Annotated in this window: 18 protein-coding genes and 1 tRNA gene; 8 read left to right on the plus strand and 11 right to left on the minus strand. The window is 67.9% G+C overall.

The window, feature by feature from the left end:
* Positions 1 to 27 precede the first annotated feature (27 nt).
* Positions 28 to 537 carry a hypothetical protein gene (locus ACPV3N_RS11820; protein ID WP_440118016.1) on the minus strand — a complete coding sequence of 170 codons (510 nt, stop codon included), beginning with the start codon at positions 535 to 537 and terminating at the stop codon, positions 28 to 30.
* A 290-nt stretch (positions 538 to 827) separates the two neighbouring features.
* Here ACPV3N_RS11820 and ACPV3N_RS11825 point away from each other — a divergent pair.
* Positions 828 to 901: transfer RNA gene (locus ACPV3N_RS11825), tRNA-Gly, on the plus strand.
* Positions 902 to 956: 55 nt separating this feature from the next.
* Positions 957 to 1913 carry an alpha/beta fold hydrolase gene (locus tag ACPV3N_RS11830; RefSeq protein ID WP_440118018.1) on the plus strand — a complete coding sequence of 319 codons (957 nt, stop codon included), beginning with the start codon at positions 957 to 959 and terminating at the stop codon, positions 1911 to 1913.
* Here ACPV3N_RS11830 and ACPV3N_RS11835 read toward each other — a convergent pair.
* Positions 1910 to 2782, minus strand: a complete 873-nt coding sequence (locus ACPV3N_RS11835; RefSeq protein ID WP_440118020.1) for an ROK family protein — start codon at positions 2780 to 2782, stop codon at positions 1910 to 1912. The genes ACPV3N_RS11830 and ACPV3N_RS11835 overlap by 4 nt on opposite strands.
* A gap of 1 nt (position 2783) precedes the next feature.
* Positions 2784 to 3578 (minus strand): SDR family oxidoreductase, encoded by a 795-nt coding sequence (locus tag ACPV3N_RS11840; RefSeq protein ID WP_440118021.1) that lies wholly within the window; start codon positions 3576 to 3578, stop codon positions 2784 to 2786.
* Positions 3579 to 3668: 90 nt separating this feature from the next.
* On the opposite strand from ACPV3N_RS11840, the gene ACPV3N_RS11845 reads away from it, so the two are divergent.
* The 5 genes from ACPV3N_RS11845 to ACPV3N_RS11865 all read left to right on the plus strand — a co-directional run bounded on the left by ACPV3N_RS11845 (position 3669) and on the right by ACPV3N_RS11865 (position 7251).
* Positions 3669 to 4973: an alkaline phosphatase PhoX gene (locus ACPV3N_RS11845; RefSeq protein WP_440118023.1), complete on the plus strand. Its 1305-nt coding sequence runs from the start codon at positions 3669 to 3671 to the stop codon at positions 4971 to 4973.
* 20 nt (positions 4974 to 4993) lie between these two features.
* The gene (locus tag ACPV3N_RS11850; RefSeq protein ID WP_440118025.1) at positions 4994 to 5554 is read left to right on the plus strand and encodes a TMEM165/GDT1 family protein; all 561 of its coding nucleotides are present in this window, start codon (positions 4994 to 4996) and stop codon (positions 5552 to 5554) included.
* Between the two features lie 86 nt (positions 5555 to 5640).
* Positions 5641 to 6102, plus strand: coding sequence for a Dps family protein (locus ACPV3N_RS11855; protein ID WP_440118027.1), 462 nt, complete (start codon positions 5641 to 5643; stop codon positions 6100 to 6102).
* A gap of 70 nt (positions 6103 to 6172) precedes the next feature.
* On the plus strand, positions 6173 to 6793 hold the full coding sequence (locus ACPV3N_RS11860) for a 6-phosphogluconolactonase (RefSeq protein WP_440118029.1): 621 nt from the start codon (positions 6173 to 6175) through the stop codon (positions 6791 to 6793).
* Positions 6781 to 7251, plus strand: coding sequence for an NUDIX domain-containing protein (locus ACPV3N_RS11865; RefSeq protein ID WP_440118031.1), 471 nt, complete (start codon positions 6781 to 6783; stop codon positions 7249 to 7251). The genes ACPV3N_RS11860 and ACPV3N_RS11865 overlap by 13 nt, the downstream gene beginning before the upstream one ends.
* Here ACPV3N_RS11865 and dinB read toward each other — a convergent pair.
* Together dinB and ACPV3N_RS11875 are read right to left on the minus strand one after the other, a co-directional pair.
* Complete coding sequence (dinB, locus tag ACPV3N_RS11870) at positions 7248 to 8366, minus strand: DNA polymerase IV (RefSeq protein WP_440118033.1); 1119 nt, start codon at positions 8364 to 8366, stop codon at positions 7248 to 7250. The two genes, ACPV3N_RS11865 and dinB, sit on opposite strands and share 4 nt — an antisense overlap.
* 9 nt (positions 8367 to 8375) lie before the next feature.
* Positions 8376 to 9989 carry an MFS transporter gene (locus ACPV3N_RS11875; RefSeq protein WP_440118035.1) on the minus strand — a complete coding sequence of 538 codons (1614 nt, stop codon included), beginning with the start codon at positions 9987 to 9989 and terminating at the stop codon, positions 8376 to 8378.
* Positions 9990 to 10113: 124 nt separating this feature from the next.
* Here ACPV3N_RS11875 and ACPV3N_RS11880 point away from each other — a divergent pair, with 124 nt between their 5' ends.
* Complete coding sequence (locus ACPV3N_RS11880) at positions 10114 to 11394, plus strand: multidrug effflux MFS transporter (RefSeq protein ID WP_440118037.1); 1281 nt, start codon at positions 10114 to 10116, stop codon at positions 11392 to 11394.
* Here the strand turns inward: ACPV3N_RS11880 and ACPV3N_RS11885 are convergent.
* From ACPV3N_RS11885 to crtY, 6 genes are read right to left on the minus strand one after another with little or no spacing between them, the layout of a single operon-like run.
* A complete protein-coding gene (locus ACPV3N_RS11885; protein WP_440118039.1) occupies positions 11391 to 12947 on the minus strand; it encodes an acyl-CoA carboxylase subunit beta in 1557 nt (518 codons plus the stop codon). The two genes, ACPV3N_RS11880 and ACPV3N_RS11885, sit on opposite strands and share 4 nt — an antisense overlap.
* 55 nt (positions 12948 to 13002) lie before the next feature.
* Positions 13003 to 14895, minus strand: coding sequence for an acetyl/propionyl/methylcrotonyl-CoA carboxylase subunit alpha (locus tag ACPV3N_RS11890; protein WP_440118041.1), 1893 nt, complete (start codon positions 14893 to 14895; stop codon positions 13003 to 13005).
* A 40-nt stretch (positions 14896 to 14935) separates the two neighbouring features.
* Positions 14936 to 15979 (minus strand): phytoene/squalene synthase family protein, encoded by a 1044-nt coding sequence (locus ACPV3N_RS11895; RefSeq protein ID WP_440118413.1) that lies wholly within the window; start codon positions 15977 to 15979, stop codon positions 14936 to 14938.
* 40 nt (positions 15980 to 16019) lie between these two features.
* A complete protein-coding gene (locus ACPV3N_RS11900; RefSeq protein ID WP_440118043.1) occupies positions 16020 to 16601 on the minus strand; it encodes an LOG family protein in 582 nt (193 codons plus the stop codon).
* Positions 16598 to 18091, minus strand: coding sequence for a phytoene desaturase (locus ACPV3N_RS11905; RefSeq protein WP_440118044.1), 1494 nt, complete (start codon positions 18089 to 18091; stop codon positions 16598 to 16600). Before ACPV3N_RS11905 ends, ACPV3N_RS11900 begins: the two co-directional genes overlap by 4 nt.
* On the minus strand, positions 18088 to 19257 hold the full coding sequence (crtY, locus tag ACPV3N_RS11910; RefSeq protein WP_440118046.1) for a lycopene beta-cyclase CrtY: 1170 nt from the start codon (positions 19255 to 19257) through the stop codon (positions 18088 to 18090). The genes ACPV3N_RS11905 and crtY overlap by 4 nt, the downstream gene beginning before the upstream one ends.
* Positions 19258 to 19386 lie beyond the last annotated feature (129 nt).

Below are 19386 nucleotides of genomic sequence, written 5' to 3' on the forward strand. Positions count from 1 at the left end.
ACGGCGTTAGCCGATGCATCTCACGGTTCAAGTCGCGCATTTGGTGTAGGTGTAGGTCGCCGGCGACTGACCATCCGCACGCTCGACACGCGTGAGGGTGTCACCGCGGGCGGTCAGCTGCTGTTTCCGGGTCCACGTCATACCTTCTCCGCTGAACGCGAAGGCAGCCGTGATCGAGTTGTCGCTGCGGTCCTCGACCGCGCCGAGCCGCGCAACCGATTCGTAGAACGTGAGTGCGGTGGCAGATACCCGAAGCAATCCCTTCGCATCGCCGCGGGTGCTTGTGCAATCGGCGGGCACGAGGCCCCAGCGGCCCTGCAAGGCGGTGGGTATCCCCCGTTCAGGAGTGTCCGGAGGCCCGTCTGGCGAGGGCGTAGCCGAAGGAGAAGGCGCCGCGGACGGCGGAGGCGCGCCGCCGCCGATCCCGCCGTCGGGCTCGACCGGAATGGCCGTTCCCGTATCGGCGGTTTCGGGCGACTGCCGGTCGCAGGCGGCGAGAGGCAGGGTTAATGCGGCGAGCAGGAAAAGCGGGCGCACGCGTCGTCTCCGGATGTCTGAGGTTCGTTGAGCTGGGAACGAACGGGTGGGGGCGGAGGTCCCCGGTCGGACCCGAAAAAACGGGCGGCTTGCCGGAATTGGAAAGCCGCCCAGTCAGAAGGTTGCCCTTCGGGTCGCGGGGTTTCCAATACGGGGAACGACCCGGCGCCGGGATAGCCATCTGTATAGCTGTCGGTTTTTTCCTTGAGCGACCCGGCGGCGATGCCGATTGACCGCCCGCGCCCCGACGCGCTAATGCGCGCCGCCCGGTCCGCTTCGCGCGGACCCCGGCGGGTATGATGTAATGGTAGCCTGTCAGCTTCCCAAGCTGAACGCGCGGGTTCGATTCCCGCTACCCGCTCCAGCCTTTTACCTTGGCAAGCGCCGTCGCCGCGGCAATGGTGGCTGTTTGCAACCCGATGGGGGCTGGTTTGGACGATATCGCGACGCAGGCTGCCGGACACGACGGGACTTTGCTCGGGCGGTTCGGGGGCGAGAGGCCGCCCGCGGCGGCGTGGTTCACCGAGGCGCTGGAGCATGAACCCGAGCGCTCGCACTTCGAGGTCGAGGGTGCGGCGATCGAGCTGCTCACCTGGGGCCAGGTCGGCAAGCCGGGCCTTCTGTTCCTGCACGGCAACGCCGCGCATGCCGACTGGTGGAGCTTCATCGCGCCGCACTTCGCTGCCGACTATCGCTGCGCGGCAATTTCCTGGTCGGGCATGGGCGGGTCGCAGTGGCGCGAGCGGTACACGATACCCACCTTCGCGCAGGAGGCCATGCGCGCAATCGAAGTAGCGCAGCTCGCCGCTTCCGGCGCGCGGCCGGTCATCGTCGCGCATTCGTTCGGCGGCTTCCCTACTCTCTACATCGGCGCACAGCACCCGGAAGCGATTGCCGGGGCGATCCTCGTCGATTCGGCTCCCCCGCGCGAGGGGGGCGGGCCGCCGCCCCGACTCGCGCAGGGACGTGCGGCGCACAACCGCTATCCCACGCTCGCGGCCGCGCTGCGCCGCTTCCGGCTGATGCCCGAACAGGATGCAGCGCATCTCGAGATCGTCGACTTCATGGCCCGCGGCGGCCTGCACGAGGTGCCGGAGAGCGACGACGACCGGGGCGGCTGGACATGGCGGTTCGATCCCCAGTTCTGGCAGAACTTTAATCGCGGCAGCCTCGCGGCGCGTCCGGTGGTGCCGATGGGAGTGATCTATGGCGCCGATTCGCAGCTGTTCCCCGACGGGCGGCTCGAAACGCTCCGCGAGCTGATCGCCGATTGCCGCTTCGTGACAGAGATTTCCGGCGCAGGGCATCACATCATGGTCGACAAGCCGCTGGAGATGATCGCGGCGATCAAAGAGGGTTTGACCAGGCTGGCCTAGCGCGCCCGCCGCGCCAGCTCGATCGCACCGACGATTCCCGCATCGTCGCCGAGCGCGGGGCTGACGATCCGGTCGTCGAGAGTTCCGTTCCAGCCAGCGATATATCCGCCCAGCACCTCGCGGGGGGCTTCCCGCAGCGCCTCGATAAGTCCGGCGCCCTTCATGACCCCGCCCCCGAAGATCATCCGGTCGGGTCGGTGCAACAGAACGAGCGACGCGGCGAGCTGGGCGAGGTAGCGCGCGACTCTTGCGATCTCCGCCACGCTGGCCTGCCCGAGGTCGTGGCCCCAGCGCTCGAGGATCGCCGGGCCGCTGGCAAGCCCTTCGAGGCAGTCGCCGTGATAGGGGCACAGGCCAGGCCAATCGTCACCGCGGGCGCGTTTCACGGGTATGTGGCCAGCCTCGAAATGCGATTCGCCGGCAAGCGCGACGCCATTCCCGAGCAGGCCGGTGCCGATCCCGGTGCCCACGGTGGTATAGGCGAGCGTCCGTGACCCGCGGCCCGCGCCCGCGAGCCATTCGCCGAGCGCGGCGGCATTGACGTCCGTGTCGAGCGCGATCGGAACGCCGAACCGGCCGAGCGTCTCGGGCCAGCTCGCCCCGCTCCATCCGGGCTTCGGAGTGGTGGTGAACCGGCCCCAGTCGGGTGACGTGCGGTCGAGGTCGAGCGGACCGAAACTGCCGATGCCGAACGCGCCAAGCGGTCCGTGCCGTTTGGCGGCAGCGCCGAACCAGTCGGCAACCCTGGCCAGGGTGATCGCCGGACGGCCAGTTTCGATACGCTCTCGTTCCAGGATGGACCCGTCCGCGCCGGCCAGCGCGAGGACGAACTTCGTGCCCCCGGCCTCGATCGCCCCGATCGTCCTCACGTTAGCGGGGCGGCATGCGGATACCGCCGTCGAGGCGGAACTGGTGTGCGTTGAGGTAGCCGTTGCGGGCAATCTCGAGCACCAGCGAGGCGAACTCCTCAGGCTCGCCGAGTCGCTTGGGGAAGGGCACGCTGGCGTTGAGCTGGGCCCACATTGCCGGATTGCGATCCTTCATCCCCAGCATCAGCGGGGTCGCGAAAATCCCCGGCATGATCGAATTCACGCGGATGCCGAGATCCATAAGGTCGCGCGCCATCGGCAGGACAAGGCCGTTCACGCCCGCCTTGCAGCTGCCGTAGACGACCTGGCCGATCTGCCCGTCCTGTGCCGCGACGCTTGCCGTAAGGATCACGCAGCCGCGCTCGCCGTCGTCGTTGAGCGGTTCGGCGTTGGCCATTCCCAGCGCCGACAGCGACGCCACGCGGTAGCTCGAGACGAGAACACCCTCGGCCCCGAAGGCGTAATCCTCGGTCGAAAGCCGCTTGTAGCCGCCGCTTTCCTTGTCCCAGCCGATCGTCTTTCCGCGGCGACTGGTCATCGCGCAGTGGACCGTCACGCGCTCCTGACCGTGGGCCGCCCGCGCCGCCTCGAATCCCGCGACGGCCGAGGCCTCGTCGGTGATGTCGACGCGGCAGAACACGCCGCCGATGTCGTTCGCGTGGGCCTCGCCCGCCTCGGCATCGACGTCGAAGATCGCGACCTTGAAGCCCGCATCCGCCAGCGCCGCCGCGCTCGCCCTGCCGAGGCCCGATGCGCCGCCGGTTACCACTGCGGCGAGGCCGGGTTCGAGTTTCATGCTTTGTCCTCCCTCAAGAATGGGCTGTCATCGCCGTTTCTTCGCGCTATCGCAGGGCGACCGGCGAAACGCCAATAGGGAAAGCTGATCATGACCATGCCGATGCACCGCCGCCGCTTTCTGGGCGCGACTGCCAGCGCGTTCGCGGCGCTCGCCGCGAGCGGGTGTTCCACGATGAATTCGCGCGGGGGGCGGATCGGCTACGGTGGGCTGGTGCCCGATCCGGCGGGCTTCATCGACCTGCCGCAGGGGTTCTCCTACCGCGTGATCTCGCAGCTCGGCGAAACGATGAGCGACGGATTTACGGTCCCCGACGCCGCCGACGGGATGGGCTGCTTCGACCTGCCCGGAGGCAAGATCGCTCTTGTGCGCAACCACGAATGCATCCCCGGCGTCCACGACGGAGGCGGCGTCACGGGGCGGTCCTACGATACCATGGCGAAGAGCCTGGTTCCCCTGCCGGGAGGAACGACGACGCTGGTGCTCGATGCCGAGACGCTGGCGGTGGAAAAGCAGTATCGCTCGCTCGCCGGGACGATCCGCAATTGCGCGGGCGGGACGACGCCGTGGGGCAGCTGGCTGACCTGCGAGGAATCGGTCGCCAAGGCGGACGGCCGGATCAACAAGGACCACGGCTGGGTGTTCGAAGTGCCCGCCAACGCGCCTGGCCTGGTCGAGCCGGTGGCGCTGACCGCGATGGGCCGCTTCAATCACGAGGCGGCCTGCGTCGATCCGCGCACCGGCATCGTCTACATGACCGAAGACCGCGACGACAGCCTGCTCTACCGCTTCATTCCCAAGGTGCGGGGCCGCCTGGCCGAAGGCGGCAGGTTGCAGGCTCTCGTGCTGTCGGACGGTGTCCGCGACACGCGCAACTGGGGCGGGATCGCGTTCGCCCCGTTTTCCAGTCACCCGGTCAGATGGGTGGACCTCGACGATGTGGAAGCGCCGCAGGACGACCTGCGCAAGCGCGGCGCTGCGAAGGGCGCGGCGTTGTTCGCCCGGGGCGAGGGCATCCACATGGGCGAGGGCGAGCTCTATTTCTGCTGCACCAGCGGCGGCACCGCGAAGCTTGGTCAGGTATTCCGGCTCGACGTGTCGGGCGAGGGACGGCTGCATCTGTTCTTCGAATCGACCAGTCCCGACCAGTTCAATTACGGCGACAACCTGACCATCGCACCGTGGGGCGACCTGATCGTGTGCGAGGACCAATATTCCGATCCGGTCGACAACTACCTGCGCGGCATCGCGCCGTCGGGCACGCCATACCCGCTCGCGCGCCTGCGTGCGCAGACCGAATGGGCAGGGGCCTGCTTCTCGCCCGACGGACGGACGCTGTTCGTCAACGCCTACAGCCCTGCCAAGACGATCGCGATTACCGGGCCCTGGATCTAGGCGGATAGAGCCGGAAGCAGATGGCTGCTGCATTTCTCCTGGCGCTTGCAACCGTGTTCGCGGTTTCGCTGGGTGGCCGCGACCAGCTGCTGGTGGCCCGGCTGGGGGAACGACTGGGGAAGGGAGCCGACCTGGTGCTGGTCGGCGCACTGGCGGCGACCGCATCGGCGCTGCTCATGGCGGTGGCCGGCCTCGCGCTCGCGCTGGTGTTGCCAGGCCCGGCGGCAGACATGCTGGTGGCCATCGGCCTGTTCCTCGCCGGGGTGGAACTCGCGTGGCAGCGTGACCTGCGGTTGCCGGGGGAACCGACGCGATCGCTTTTCGCGACCTTCATAGTCCTCCTTGCCCGGCAGGTCGGCGACGGGGCGCGGTTCTGCGTGTTCGCGTTTGCGGCGGGCGGATCGGCGTGGCTGGCGGGAGCGGGCGGGGCGCTCGGCGGCACGACCGCGATAGCGCTCGGCATCGTCCTCGGAGATGAACTCGCCCGCTGGCCGCTGCGACGGCTGCGTCTCGCGCTCGCGGCTGTGTTGCTGGTTGCCGCTGTCGCCGTCGCCCTCACGACGCGCGGCATCATCGGATAGCACGATCAGTTCGAACGAGATTGTCGGTGAAACCGATCAAACGCTCCAGTCGTTGAGTCCGCATATCCCGACATAAGGAGGACCCGATGGCCGGAACCGGCGACAACTCGACAAAGGCGCTCGTGGAAGGGCTCAACAGGGCGCTCGCAGATCATTTCGCGCTCTATCTCAAGACCAAGAGCTTTCACTGGCACCTTCGCGGCCCGCGCTTTCGTGACCTGCACCTCCTGTTCGACGAACAGGCAAGCACCATTTTGGCGGTGACCGACCCGATGGCCGAGCGCGTACGCAAGCTCGACGCACCCACGCTGACTTCGATCGGCGCAATCGCGGCCTCGGCCACGATCGCCGACGAGGACGGGACCGACCTCGACGCCGAGGCCATGATCGCGGCGCTTCGCAATGACAATGCATCGCTCGTCGAAAGCCTGAAGACGCTCAAGGCGGTTTCCGACGAAGCCGGCGACAATGCCACCAGCGCGCTCGTCGACGAGTGGCAGGATCAGGCCGAACGCCGCGTATGGTTTCTTCGCGAGCTCCTGCGCTAGGATACGAATTCTGGCCCTTTCTCGCCGCCCGCGCGCTATCGCGCGGCGGGCATTTTGCTATCGGATTGTCATGAACAACCTGACAGTAATCGAGAATGCGAGCGATGGCGCGATCGCGGACTGGATCGCTGGAGAACTCGGCCGCGCGCTGGCCGCGACGCCCGGCCCGTTGGCGATCACCGTTCCCGGGGGTTCGACCCCTTTCCCGATTCTCGAGAGGCTTGCCGCTGCGGCGCTCGACTGGAGGCGCGTGACCGTCTGGCCGGGCGACGATCGCGTGGTGCCCGAGGAACACCCTGCTTCGAATACAGGTCGCATCCGCGCGCTGTTGGAGCCCGTCGGCGCCGAGGTGGTCACGCTTACCGTCATGGAAGCCGTGCCGACTTTCGCGCTCGCCTGGCTGGGCATGGGCGGGGACGGCCACGTCGCCTCGCTGTTTCCCAACACGGATCCGCGGGTCGACGACCCTGCGCGAATCCGCCGGCTGACGCCCGATCCGCTGCCGCCCGAAGCGCCGTTCGACAGGGTCAGCCTGACCTTGCCCGCGCTGCTGGCCAGCGAGCAGCTGATGTTCGTCATCCGCGGCGAGGCCAAGCGCCGGGTGTTCGAGGCCGCGGCAAGGGGAGACAGCGACCTGCCCGTCGCCCGCCTGCTTGCCGCGGCGGACCAGCCGGTCACATGCTTCGCCTGATTCCCCCGCCGCTGCACCGGTTCGCGCTGCGGCTTGCGCACGCCATACGCCACCGCTGGCGGCGTCTCGCGAAGCTGCCGCTCGCGGGTGTTTCTGTCATCGTCACCGATATCGAGGGGCGCCTTCTTCTCGTCCGTCACAGCTACGGCCCGGGTTCCTGGGCGCTGCCGGGCGGCGGGATGGCCAGGCGCGAGGAACCGCTGGCCGCCGCGGCGCGGGAGATCCGCGAAGAGCTCGGCTGCGAACTCGAATCTGCGCGGGTGCTCGACCGGTTCGAGGAAACGATCTCGGGCTCTCCGCACACGGCCTGGCTCGTGGCCGGCGTTTCGCGCGATTATCCCCGGCCTGACCGGCGGGAAGTGATCGAGGCACGCTTCTTTCCGCTGCATTCCCTGCCCGAGCCGCAGTCCGAACTGACCCGTGCGCGGATCGCGGCCTGGCGGAGCAGCCTGCGCTAGAGAAGGCTGAGCTGCGCGGTGTCGCGCGGACGTTCGGTGCCGCCTGTCCACTCGAGATTGGACAGCGTCAGCCCCATAAGCCGGATCGGCAGCGGCAACGGCAGCGCCTCGTCGAGCAGCGCCCGTGCGGTGGCGGCGAAGGTCCGCTTGTCGGCCACCGGCGCGCCCAGCGACCTTGCGCGCGTGGTAATCTGGAAATCGGTATATTTCATCTTGAGCGTTACGGTACGCCCCTTCGCCTGCGTGCGTTCGATCGATTCCCAGACGATGTCGATGATTGTCTCCAGGGTATCGCGCAGGGCCGGGCCGCTGGAGATGTCCTCGGAAAACGTGCGCTCGCCGCCGACCGACTTGCGGATGCGGTTGGCGCGCACGGGCCTCAGGTCGATCCCCCGCGCGGCGCGAAAAAGGTAGTCGGCCATGCTGCCGAAATGCGCGCGCAGCCAGGCGAGGTCCTTCGCGGCGAGATCGGCGCCGGTCTCGATCCCCAGGCGGGCCATCCTTTCCGCGCCCTTCGGCCCGACGCCGTGGAACCGGCGCACGGGAAGCGACTGCACGAACGCCGCCCCTTCGCCGGGGCGGATCACGCACAGACCGTCGGGCTTGTTCTGGTCGCTGGCAAGCTTGGCGAGAAACTTGTTGTAGCTGACCCCCGCACTGGCGGTCAGCCGCGTTTCGTCGCGGATGCGGCGGCGGATGTCGCGGGCAATGAGCGTCGCGCTGCCGATGCCCTTGAGGTCGTCGGTCACGTCGAGGTACGCCTCGTCAAGGCTGAGGGGCTCGACATGCGGGGTATAGTCGCGAAAGATCGCGCGGATCTGCGCCGACACCTCCTTGTAGACCTCGAAGCGGTGACGCACGAACACGAGGTCGGGGCACAACCTCTTCGCCGTGACCGACGGCATCGCGCTGCGCACGCCGAACTTCCTCGCTTCGTAGCTTGCCGCCGCGACGACTCCGCGGCCACCCGATCCGCCCACCGCGACGGGCTTTCCGCGCAGTTCGGGATTGTCGCGCTGTTCGCAGCTGGCGAAAAAGGCGTCCATGTCGACATGGATGATCTTGCGTAGCCCCCGGGGTGCCTCGGCGTCATCGTCGTCGACGGTATCGGTCATCGCTCCGATCTAGGGCACGGCGGGCGATTCCTCCACATGATCGATCCGCCGGCGAAAGGTTTCGGGGAGGAACAGGAGGCCCACCACGAGCGTCAGCGCCGCAACGCCGATCGGATACCACAGGCCCGCGTAGATGTTCCCGGTCGCGGCGACCATCGCGAAGGCGATCGTGGGAAGGAAGCCGCCGAACCAACCATTGCCGATGTGATAGGGCAGGCTCATCGCCGAATACCGGATCCGCGCCGGGAACAGCTCGACCAGCAGAGCGGCGATCGGGCCGTAGACCATCGTCACCAGCAGCACGAGCACCGTGAGGATTGCGACGACGAGCGGCGTGTTCACCTGTGCAGGATCGGCAGCAGCCGGATAGCCTGCTTCGGTGACGGCAGCGATGATCGCGTCGGAAGTGTCGCCCGGACCGACTTCCAGACGATCGTCCCCGATCGCGATCACCGCGCGATCGCCGTACGTGCCGTCCTCGTTCGCGTACGGTACGCCCGCCTTGGCCAGGGCCGATTTGGCCACATCGCAGCCTGTCGTATCGAATTTGGCCTTGCCGATCGGATCGAACTGAACAGTGCAGGTCTCCCGCTGTGCGAACACGACGACGGGTGCTTTCGCCTGCGCTGCCGCCAGCGCCGGGTTCGCAGCGCTCGTCAAGGCGCCAAACAAGGGGAAATACAGGAGCGCGGCCAGCGCGCAGCCCGTAAGCACGATGGGCTTGCGCCCCACCTTGTCCGACAGCCATCCCCAGAAAACGAAGAACGGCGTACCGATCGCCAGCGCCAGAGCGATCATCACGTTGGCACTGGCGCCGTCCACTTTCAGGATCTTCTCGAGGTAGAACAGCGCGTAGAACTGGCCCGTGTACCAAACCACAGCCTGGCCCGCGACCGCGCCCAGCAGGGCGACCAGCACCCACCTGAGGTTGGCCCACCGCCCGAAGGCTTCGCGCAGCGGCGTCTTGGAGGTGGCGCCTTCGGCCTTCATCGCCTGGTAGACGGGGCTTTCGGCGAGCTGGAGGCGAATCCACAGCGAGATCGCGAGCAGCACCGCCGAGATCAGGAACGGCACCCGCCACCCCCATTCGGCGAAAGCTTCCTCGCCCATGGCCGTCCTGAGGCCGATCACCACCAGCAAGGCGGCGAACAGGCCGAGCGTCGCGGTCGTCTGGATGAAGCTGGTGAACAGCCCGCGCCTTCCCTCGGGGGCGTGCTCGGCGACATAGATCGCGGCGCCGCCGTATTCGCCCCCGAGGGCAAGGCCCTGCACGAGCCGCAGCATGACCAGCAGGACGGGAGCCGCAACGCCGATGCTCGCATAGTTGGGCAAGAGCCCGACGGCGAAGGTCGCCGCGCCCATCAGGCCCATCGTGACGAGGAATGTGTACTTGCGTCCGACGAGGTCCCCGACCCGGCCGAACACGAGCGCGCCAAATGGTCGGACGGCGAACCCGGCGGCGAACGCGCCCAGCGCAAGGATGAAGCCGGTCGTCTCGTTGACCCCCGAGAAGAACTGGACCGATATGATCGTAGCGAGGAGACCATAGAGGTAGAAGTCGTACCACTCGAACACGGTGCCGAGCGACGACGCCACGATCACCTTGGTATGGCTGCGATCCATCCCCCGCTCCCTTCCAATCCTCCGGCGCCCGTCATGGCCCGGGGCGCGCCAGGATGACAACCCCGCTTTCACGTGGCCGAGGAAAGCGCTTCCCATCATCGGTCGCCGCGGGCATGGGCGCCCGATGCCGGATGCCGCACCCGCCGCGATCCATGCCAGCGATGGGTCTTCGCGAACGATAGGCCGCGCCGAGTTCGTCGCGCTGATGGCAGCGGTGATGAGCCTTGGCGCGCTCGCGATCGACGGGATGCTTCCCGCGCTCGACGAGATCGCCGTGACGTTCGGGGTCGACGATCCCAACCGGCGGCAGCTCGTGGTGGGGGTGTACCTGCTGGCGGCGGGGGTCGGTTCGCTGCTGCCGGGCAGCTTTGCCGACCGCTTCGGGCGGCGTCGGGTGCTGTTCGTCGCCTTCGCCTTTTACGTCGTCATCTCGCTGCTGTGCGCGGTCGCCCCCAGCTACGACGTGCTGCTTGCCTTGCGCGTAATCCAGGGCGTGGGCGTGGCAGGCCTCGGCGTCATCCCCGCGGCGGTCATCCGCGACCGGTTCGAAGGGGACGCGATGGCGCGGCTGATGAGCACGATCTTCATCGTCTTCATGGTCGTACCCGTGCTCGCCCCGACATTCGGGCAGATGATCCTGCACGTCGCCGACTGGCCGTTCGTTTTCGTCGGCATGGCTGCACTCGCCGCAATCGTCTGGGCGTGGACCTGGGCCCGGCTGCCCGAAACGCTGGCCGAGGAAGACCGCCAGCCGCTCGATTTCCGCAGCGTCGCGCACAACCTGCCGCTGACCTTCCGCACGCGCGTGGCGATCGGTTACGTGCTGGGCTCGGGGCTCACGTTCGGGGCGATGTTCGGCTACATCAACAGCGCACAGCAGCTCGTCGGAGAGCATTTCGGCGCGGGCGACGACTTTCCCTTCATCTTCGGCGCGACCGCTTCGACGCTCGCGGTGTCGAGCTTTGCCAACAGCCGCATAGTCGAACGGTTCGGCGCGCGGCGGGTGAGCCACAGCGCACTGCTGACCTTCATCGTCATCTCCGCGGCGCAGGTCTGGGCTTCGCTGTACCACGGGCAGAGCCTCGCGCTGTTCGTGCCGCTGATGGCCGGGAACCTGTGCCTGCTGGGATTCATGGGCGCCAATTTCGGGTCGATCGCGATGCAGCCGTTCCAGGCCACGGCGGGCACCGCGTCGAGCGCGCAGAGTTTCATACGGATGTCGCTCGGCGCGCTGCTGGGAATCGCGATCGGCCAGCTCTACGACGGGACCGCGCGCCCGCTTGCGTTCGCCTTGCTGGCGTGCAGCCTGCTCAGCCTCGCGCTGGTGCTGTTCAGCGAGCGCGGCGTGCTGTTCCGGCGCCCGCGCGACGCCCGCAAGTATCTCGCCATGCACGAGATCCACTAGCCATCGGCACCGAGCCGCCGCCAGGCGAGCGCGGCGAAATCGCACAGCAGGGGCCGCGTTTCGCGCGGGTCGATGATGTCCTCGACGTTGAAGCGCTCGGCGCTGCGGAATGGCGAAGTGACCTTCGCCAGCCGCGCGCGAATAGCCTCCAGTTCAGCCGCTGGGTCTTCCGCCGCGTCGATTTCGGACTTGTACGCGACCTCGAGCCCGCCCGCGATCGGCAGGCTTCCCCAGTCGCCCGAAGGCCAGCAGTAGCGGTACTGGTAGAGGTCGGCGTTCGACATCGCGCTGCCGGCAATCCCGTAGGCGCGCCGCATGACCACCGAGGCAAGCGGAACGCTGGCCTTGTAGACCGCGTTCATCGCCTGCACGCCATAGCGGATCGTCCCCGCGACCTCCGCTTCGCGGCCGATCATGAAACCGGGATTGTCGACGAGGTGGACGATCGGCAGGCGGAACAGGTCGGCCAGCTTCACCCAGCGTTCGACCTTCTCGCTGGTCTTTGCGTCCCACGATCCGCCAAGGAAGCTGGGGTCGCTCGCGAGGACCATCACCGGCCACCCGTCGAGCCGGGCGAGCGCGGTGATGCACGCTCGGCCCCACATGCGGCCGATCTCGAAAACGGTACCGCGATCGAACACGAGGTCGAGCGCGCGGCGCATCGAGTAGACTTCCTTCTCGCCCCGCGGGACGAGGCTGAGCAGCGCCTCCTCGCGCCGGCCGGCCGGGTCGCCGGTCTCGACGCGGCGCGCGGGCTGCCCGGCATATTCCGGCATGAACGACAGGAAATGCCGTGCGCGGGCGAAGGCTTCCGCCTCGCTCGCCACTTCGTCGTCGACGACGCCGTTGCGGGTGTGGATCGTGCTGCCGCCCAGCGCTTCCTTCGCCGCTTCGTGATCCTGCGAAGCCTCGTCCTTCCACGCCTCGCCGAGCGCATCGACGACAGCGGGACCGGCGGCGAAAATCTGGCTGAGTCCGCGCACCATCACCGAATAGTGGCTTGCCACGATGCGCGCGGCCCCGAGGCCCGCAGTGGGGCCGAGCGCGAGCGCGACGACCGGCACCGTCTCGAGGTTGCGGACCACGTCTCCCCACGGGGTCACTGCAGGGATATAGGTCGCGCCGATCTGCTCGAGCGTCCTGACCGAGCCACCGCCCCCGGTGCCGTCGATCATCCGCACGAGCGGCATCCTGAGTTCGTGCGCCATCTTCTCGGCCTGCACCATCTTGCGGCCGATCCCGGCGTCCGCCGCGCCGCCGCGGATGGTGAAATCGTCCGCCGTGGCGACAACCGGACGGCCATTGACGGTCGCGCGGCCGAACAGGAATGGCGCGGGAAGGACTCCGGTTAGCTCGCCGTTCTCATCGTAGGTGCCCCTGCCGGCCAGCTTGCCGATCTCGCGGAAGGAACCCGGGTCGACCAGGGCCGCAAGACGCGCCCGCGCGTCCATCTTGCCGCGGCGGTGTTGCCGCGCGACCTTGTCGGGACCGCCCATATCTTCCGCGAGTGCCTCGCGCCGGCGCAGTTCCTCGAGTTCCTTAGCCCACGTCATGCGCCCTCCCTTGCAGGGCTGCACGATTGCAAGCCGGAGCGCCGGAAGGGAAGCTCTATTCGCCCTCCGGCTCGACGATCGCCAGCAGCGCCTCGACCTGGACCTGGCTGCCTTCGCTGACCGACAGCCCGGTGACCGTCCCGGCGAACGGCGCGGTGAGCGCATGTTCCATCTTCATCGCCTCGAGCACCATAAGCCGCTGTCCGGCGGAAACCGTGTCCCCTTCGGCCACGTCGACCGCGATGACCTTGCCCGGCATCGGCGCGAGGATGTCCCCGTCGTGCGCGGAGGCATGGCCGCCGTCGAACCGGGGCAGGGTGAAAAGAAACGGATGGCCCTTGCGATAGGCCAGGGCCCCGTCCGCGACCCCGGCGGAAAAGCCGGTGACATCGGTGCACTCCTCGAGGTTGATGCGCCGCACCTCGCCGCGATGCTGGATCGTTATGTGCGGATCGCCGGCGGCGTTGAGCCGAAACCCTGCCGCGGCGGACCAGGGACCGGCGCCGCGCCGCTCTGCCTCGGCGAAGCAGGGCGAAAAGAGCGCCATCGCACCGATCTTCCACTCGGTTTCGCCAGCCTCGCCCACCGCGATCAGCCCGTCGCCACGCTCCGCGATGAGGCCGGTCGTCATGGTCCCGCCGCGGAAGGCGGGATCGTCGAGGCAGGCGAGCAGGAACGCCGCGTTGGTCTTCACCGGCCACACGCGCAGGCCGTAGAGCCCGGTCGCAAGCGTCAGCATCGCCTCGTCACGAGTGTCTCCGCGCGAAACCAGCTTGGCGATCATCGGATCGTAGAACGGGCTGACCGCGTCGCCCTGTTCGACCCCGGTTTCGACCCGCAGGACGTGGTCGGGCAGGTCGAGCAGATCGAGCGGACCGGTCGAGGGCAGGAAACCGCTCGTCGGGTCTTCGGCGTAGAGCCGCGCCTCCATCGCCCAGCCGTCGATCGCCAGGTCTTCCTGCTTCAGCGGCAGAGGCTCGCCGCTGGCAACGCGCAATTGCCACTCGACGAGATCGACCCCGGTGATCTCCTCGGTCACGGGATGCTCGACCTGGAGGCGGGTGTTCATTTCCATGAAGAAGATGCGGTCGGCGCGCAGCCCTTCGCTGGCGTCCGCGATGAACTCGATCGTGCCTGCGCCCTCGTAGTCGACCGCTCGCGCCGCTCGGACGGCGGCGGCGCAAATCGCCTCGCGCGTCTCCTCGTCCATCCCGGGGGCGGGAGCCTCCTCGATCACCTTCTGGTGACGGCGCTGCAATGAACAGTCGCGCTCGAACAGGTGCACGACATTGCCGTGACTGTCTCCGAACACCTGCACCTCGATATGGCGGGGCGAGGTGATCCACTTTTCAAGGAGCACTTCGTCGTTGCCGAAACTAGCGGCAGCCTCGCGCCTGCACGATTGCAGCGCAGCCTCGAAGTCCTCCGGCGCATCGACCTTGCGCATCCCCTTGCCGCCGCCGCCCGCGACGGCCTTGATGAGGACCGGGTAACCGATCGCGTCGGCTTCCTTCCCGAGCCGCCCGACAGACTGGTCCTCGCCCTCGTAGCCCGGCGTGACGGGGACGCCTGCGGCGCGCATCAGTTTTTTCGCCGCGTCCTTGAGGCCCATCGCCTCGATGCTGTCGGGCTTTGGCCCCACCCAGATCAGCCCGGCGTCGATCACGGCGCGCGCGAAGTCGGCATTCTCCGAAAGAAAACCGTATCCGGGGTGGATCGCTTCGGCCCCGGTTTCCTTTGCCGCGGCGATGATCTTCTCCCCGACGAGGTAGCTTTCAGTCGCTGGCGACGGGCCGATGTGCACCGCCTCATCGGCCTCGCGCACGTGAAGTGCCCGCGCGTCGGCGTCGGAATAGACCGCGACCGTCGCGATGCCCATGGCACTGGCGGTGCGCATGATCCGGCAGGCGATTTCGCCGCGGTTGGCGATGAGGAGTTTGGAGATCATGGCCGCGGGTTAGTGCGGGGGCGGCCGGGCTGCAAGCCGCTCACTCGTCGGCGAGCGGCTCCATCGGCGGAGGGGGGATCGGCTGGCTCATGCGTATGTCGATGAGGATGGTCGTCCGGTCCCACAGTGGCGGCTCGCCCGGGTCCTCGGGCCGGTTCCGCAGCGCTTCCCAGAACGCCGCGCCGACGTGCCGCAGCTTCTCCGCCCGGCCGATCACCACTCGGTTGTCCCACGCGCGGGTGCCGAGATCGCGCACCTGCCGTCCGATCGCGCCGTATATCCGCGCTGCCGACAGCACCGCCCAGCGGCGGCGGAACGGAAGCCTTGCAGCGCCGAGGCGGGCCCAGGCCTCGTGCCGCTCCATCCGCTCGATGAGCCGCGCGACGATATCTGCAAGTTCCTGCCGGTGGTGCGGATGCATGACCATCCCGGGCTCGATGTCTTCCTCGACCATCCACTCGACCGGAAGGTACCGGCGGTCGGCTCTGTCGTCCTCGGCAACATCGCGCGCGATGTTGGCAAGCTGAAAGGCGATCCCGAGATCGCACGCGCGGTCGAGCATCCAGCTGTCGCCGCGATCGACGCCCATGACGATCGCCATCATGACCCCGACGGCGCCTGCGACGTGATAGCAGTAGCGTGCCAGGTCCGCTTCGCTGCGCGGCCGCCAGTCCGCCGCGTCGAGCTCGAACCCCATGATGACATCGTCTGCCATCTCGCGGGTCAGGCCGCATTCGCGAGCGACGAGGCCGAAGGCGTCGAACGCCGGATCGGCGGTGGGCAGGCCCTGGAACGCCCGCTCGGTCAGGAGGCGAATGGCGGTGATGCGTTTTTCCGCGCCCGACTGGTCGCCCAACGCGCCGCCATGTTCCTGGACATCGGCAAGGTCGTCGCAGCGGCGGCACCAGGCGTAAAGGAGCCAGACGCGCTCGCGCGTGGCGCGGTCGAACAGGCGGCTGGCAAGCGCGAAGCTCTTCGATCCGCGCGCGATCGATTCCTCGGCCTCGTCGACGAGGTCCCAGCGCTCCCGTCCGCCGCCCGCCTGTGCCGGCGTCGTACGCAGGATGCGGCTGGGCGCCAGCATCCGCGGGACGATGCGACGGGGCCGCCTCACGCAGGCATGCTCACAGGTCGCTGGCCTTCATCGCGAAGATCGGCGTGTGCGGCCGATAAGTGGCCATCTTGTCGAGCAGACCGTCAAGTCGGTCGTCGGCGACGATGATCCCCTGGTGCGCGGGCCGCACGAAGCCGACCTCGGCCATGTGGCGGTTGAAGGCAATCAGGTGGTCGAAGAATCCGAACGCGTTCAGCAGGCCAACCGGATTGGTGTGATAGCCGAGTTGCGCCCAGCTTACCGCTTCCCACAACTCGTCCATGGTCCCCACTCCGCCGGGAATGGTGACAAATCCGTCGGAAAGATCGGTAAAGCGCTGTTTACGTTCGTGCATTCCCCCGACCGTATAGAGCTCCGTGCAGTCGTGGTTGGCAACTTCCGAATTGGCGAGGGCGTCGGGGATCACTCCGATGACTTCGCCGCCGGCCTCGAGCGCACCGGACGCGACCGCCCCCATCAGACCGAGGCGTCCTCCACCGTAGACGACGCCGATGCCGCGTTCGGCAAGGGTGCGCCCCACGTCCCGCGCCAATTCGATGTAGCTGGTGTCGGCCGGGCTTGCTGACCCGCAATAGACGGCAAGGCGGTTCACTCGGACAGGTCCTCCAGCATGAGCCCCGCGGTTGCCCTGGCACTGCCAACGACGCCGGGAATGCCGGCGCCCGGGTGCGTGCCCGCGCCCACGAGGTAGAAATTCTTGATCACGTCGTCGCGGTTGTGGCCGCGGAAGTATGCGCTTTGGGTCAGGATCGGTTCCAGAGAAAAGGCGCTGCCCATATGGGCATTGAGGTCGAGCGAGAAGTCTCGCGGCGCGTAGTGGAACTTCGTCACGATCCGCTCGTGAATGTCGGGGATGAGCCGCCGCCCGACCTCGTCGAGGATGCGCTTCTCGAGCATCGGTCCGATCGTTTCCCAATCGACCGCCAGCTTGCCCATGTGGGCGACCGGGACGAGCGCATAGAACGTGCTCCTGCCGGGCGGAGCCATCGAGGGGTCGGTCACTGTGGGATGATGCAGGTAGATCGAGAAATCCTGCGGCAGGACGCCGTGCTTGTAGATGTCGTCGAGCAGGCCCTTGTAGCGCGGGCCGAACAGGATTGCGTGATGCGGGATCCCGGGCCAGGTACCCTCGAGCCCGAAGTGGACGACGAACAGCGACGGGCTGAACCGCTTTCGGGCAAGCGACTTCGCCTGGTCCGCGCCGCGCTTGGTCTTGCCCAGCAGGTCGCGGTACGAATGCATGATGTCGGCGTTGCTGGCGACGGCGTGGAAGCGTGTCCGCCAGCCGCTCGCGGTCTCCACCTCGGTGGCGACGGTACCGATGGTGTGGACCCGCACGACGGGATCGCCGAGCCTGACGGTGCCGCCGAGCCGCTCGAAATGGCGCACCATTGCGGCGACCAGCCGGTTGGTGCCCCCGCGCGCCCACCACACGCCGCCGTCCTTTTCCAGCTTGTGGATCAGCGCGTAGATCGCGCTCGTAGTCATCGGGTTGCCGCCGACGAGCAGAGTGTGGAACGAGAGCGCCTCTCGCAGCTTCTCGCTCTTCACGTAGCTCGAGACCATCGAATAGACCGAACGCCAGGCCTGGTACTTGGCCAGCGCGGGGGCGGCCTTGATCATGCTGGCGAAATCGAGGAACGGCACGTTGCCGAGCTTGACGTAGCCTTCCTCGAATACGCCCGCGGAATAGCGCAGGAATTCATCGTATCCGGCAAGGTCGCCGGGCGCCACTCGCTCGATCTCCGCGCGCAGCGAAGCCTCGTCGTTGGAATAGTCGAAGTTCGTGCCGTCGGGCCAGTTCAGGCGGTAGAACGGCATGACGGGCATCAGTTCGACGTCTTCGGCCATGTCGTGGCCCGACAGTTGCCACAGTTCCTTCAGGCAGACGGGATCGGTGATGACGGTGGGGCCGGCATCGAAGGTGAATCCGTCGCGCTCCCAGTAATAGGCGCGTCCGCCCGGCTTGTCGCGCGCCTCCACCACGGTGGTCTGCACCCCTGCCGACTGCAGCCGGATGGCAAGCGCCAGCCCGCCGAATCCCGAACCGATCACGCAGGCGGTCTTGGTCTGGTATGTCATGCGGCGTTCTTCTCCAGCGGGGAACCCCGGGTGCCGAGCGCGCGGATCGCGGCCGGCACGGGGACGGGGGGCCTGCTGCAAAGCACCCGGGCCCGGTCCAGCCGCGTCAGGCGGGCAGCATAGAACCGTTCGACCAACCGCTGCGGCAGGCGGTAGACGAGCGCGAAGGCCTGTCGGCGACCCTCTGGTGCGCCGGCGCCGAGCATCATTCGTCCGAGTCGCCGATAGAATGCGGTGCGCCGCCAGTGACTTCGCGCGCGAGCCTCCACCACCGCGGCGAGCTGCGGCCCGGACAGGTCGTGTTCCTCCGCGATCGCGAGCGCGGTCTCGACGGCGAAGGGCAGGGTGTAGCTGGTCAGGGGATGGACGAACCCGCCCCGCGCGCCGATGACCGCAACTCCCTCGGTACGGTGCGCAGCCTGGAACGCCGCAAAGTCGCCCCCGGTGATGACCGGCAGCACGCCGGTCTCGAAATCGAGCGGCGTCCCCTTCCACCCGCGAGCATCGCAATAGCGGTCGATCCGCGCGGACAGCGCCGAGCGATCGAGCGCCGGCGCGTCGTCGTAGTAGGTGTCCTCGACGAAAAGTTCGTCCAGGCCCAGCGGCAGGGTGTAGACGAACCGGCAAGAGCCGTGCTGGTCGACCGCCGCGTCCATGATCATCGGGCGAAAGAGGCCATGTGGAGCCGCGGTGCGCAGCCGGCGGCCGAGGAACACCTGCCAGCCGCCCTCCAGGTGCGGGGCGCTCGCGATTCCCCGGGCGTCGATGACGCACCGCGCCTCGATGCGTTTGCCACCGGCCAGGGTTACGCCGCGAGCGTCGAGGGCGGCGACTGCGCGTCCGGTACGGATAGCGTCTGGCGGCAGGAGCCTGCGCAGCGCTGCATCGAAATCGGTCGAGGCGAGCGAGTTGTAGCCGGTGGAAAGACTGCGCTCGAAACCGGGGAAACGCACGTCGTAGCCATTCCACGCGCTCGTGCGGAACGCGCCGAGGAGGTCCGCGCCTTCGTGCGGCAGGTCGGATGAAAACCAGCTCCAGCGGTGATTGCCGCCCAGCACCTCGCCGCTTTCGACCAGCGCGAGCCTCAGCCCGGGCCGCGCGCGGTGGAGGGCGAGCGCCACGAGGCCGCCCGCGAGCCCGCCGCCGGCAATAGCAACATCGATCATGCGCCCGTTCATCTGCGCGCAGCCCTAGGGCGCATCAGCGGCCGGGGCAATCGGGTTGGATCGAGTCGGCGCCGCCCGGCAGCGCAGATTACAGGGACCCTTCGCGGAACGCGGGCTCCCGTGCACGAG

Origin of the sequence: Tsuneonella sediminis, assembly GCF_051912845.1 — a bacterium.
GTDB lineage: Bacteria > Pseudomonadota > Alphaproteobacteria > Sphingomonadales > Sphingomonadaceae > Tsuneonella > Tsuneonella sediminis.

Coding starts and splice junctions, on each gene's coding strand:
- ACPV3N_RS11850 (WP_440118025.1), top strand. CDS start 4,994: ATGGCTGCTGCATTTCTCCTGGCGCTTGCAACCGTGTTCGCGGTTTCG.
- ACPV3N_RS11840 (WP_440118021.1), bottom strand. CDS start 3,578: ATGAAACTCGAACCCGGCCTCGCCGCAGTGGTAACCGGCGGCGCATCG.
- ACPV3N_RS11880 (WP_440118037.1), top strand. CDS start 10,114: ATGCCGGATGCCGCACCCGCCGCGATCCATGCCAGCGATGGGTCTTCG.
- ACPV3N_RS11905 (WP_440118044.1), bottom strand. CDS start 18,091: ATGACATACCAGACCAAGACCGCCTGCGTGATCGGTTCGGGATTCGGC.
- ACPV3N_RS11845 (WP_440118023.1), top strand. CDS start 3,669: ATGACCATGCCGATGCACCGCCGCCGCTTTCTGGGCGCGACTGCCAGC.
- crtY (WP_440118046.1), bottom strand. CDS start 19,257: ATGATCGATGTTGCTATTGCCGGCGGCGGGCTCGCGGGCGGCCTCGTG.
- ACPV3N_RS11830 (WP_440118018.1), top strand. CDS start 957: ATGGGGGCTGGTTTGGACGATATCGCGACGCAGGCTGCCGGACACGAC.
- ACPV3N_RS11855 (WP_440118027.1), top strand. CDS start 5,641: ATGGCCGGAACCGGCGACAACTCGACAAAGGCGCTCGTGGAAGGGCTC.
- ACPV3N_RS11890 (WP_440118041.1), bottom strand. CDS start 14,895: ATGATCTCCAAACTCCTCATCGCCAACCGCGGCGAAATCGCCTGCCGG.
- ACPV3N_RS11885 (WP_440118039.1), bottom strand. CDS start 12,947: ATGACGTGGGCTAAGGAACTCGAGGAACTGCGCCGGCGCGAGGCACTC.
- ACPV3N_RS11860 (WP_440118029.1), top strand. CDS start 6,173: ATGAACAACCTGACAGTAATCGAGAATGCGAGCGATGGCGCGATCGCG.
- dinB (WP_440118033.1), bottom strand. CDS start 8,366: ATGACCGATACCGTCGACGACGATGACGCCGAGGCACCCCGGGGGCTA.
- ACPV3N_RS11875 (WP_440118035.1), bottom strand. CDS start 9,989: ATGGATCGCAGCCATACCAAGGTGATCGTGGCGTCGTCGCTCGGCACC.
- ACPV3N_RS11865 (WP_440118031.1), top strand. CDS start 6,781: ATGCTTCGCCTGATTCCCCCGCCGCTGCACCGGTTCGCGCTGCGGCTT.
- ACPV3N_RS11895 (WP_440118413.1), bottom strand. CDS start 15,979: ATGCTGGCGCCCAGCCGCATCCTGCGTACGACGCCGGCACAGGCGGGC.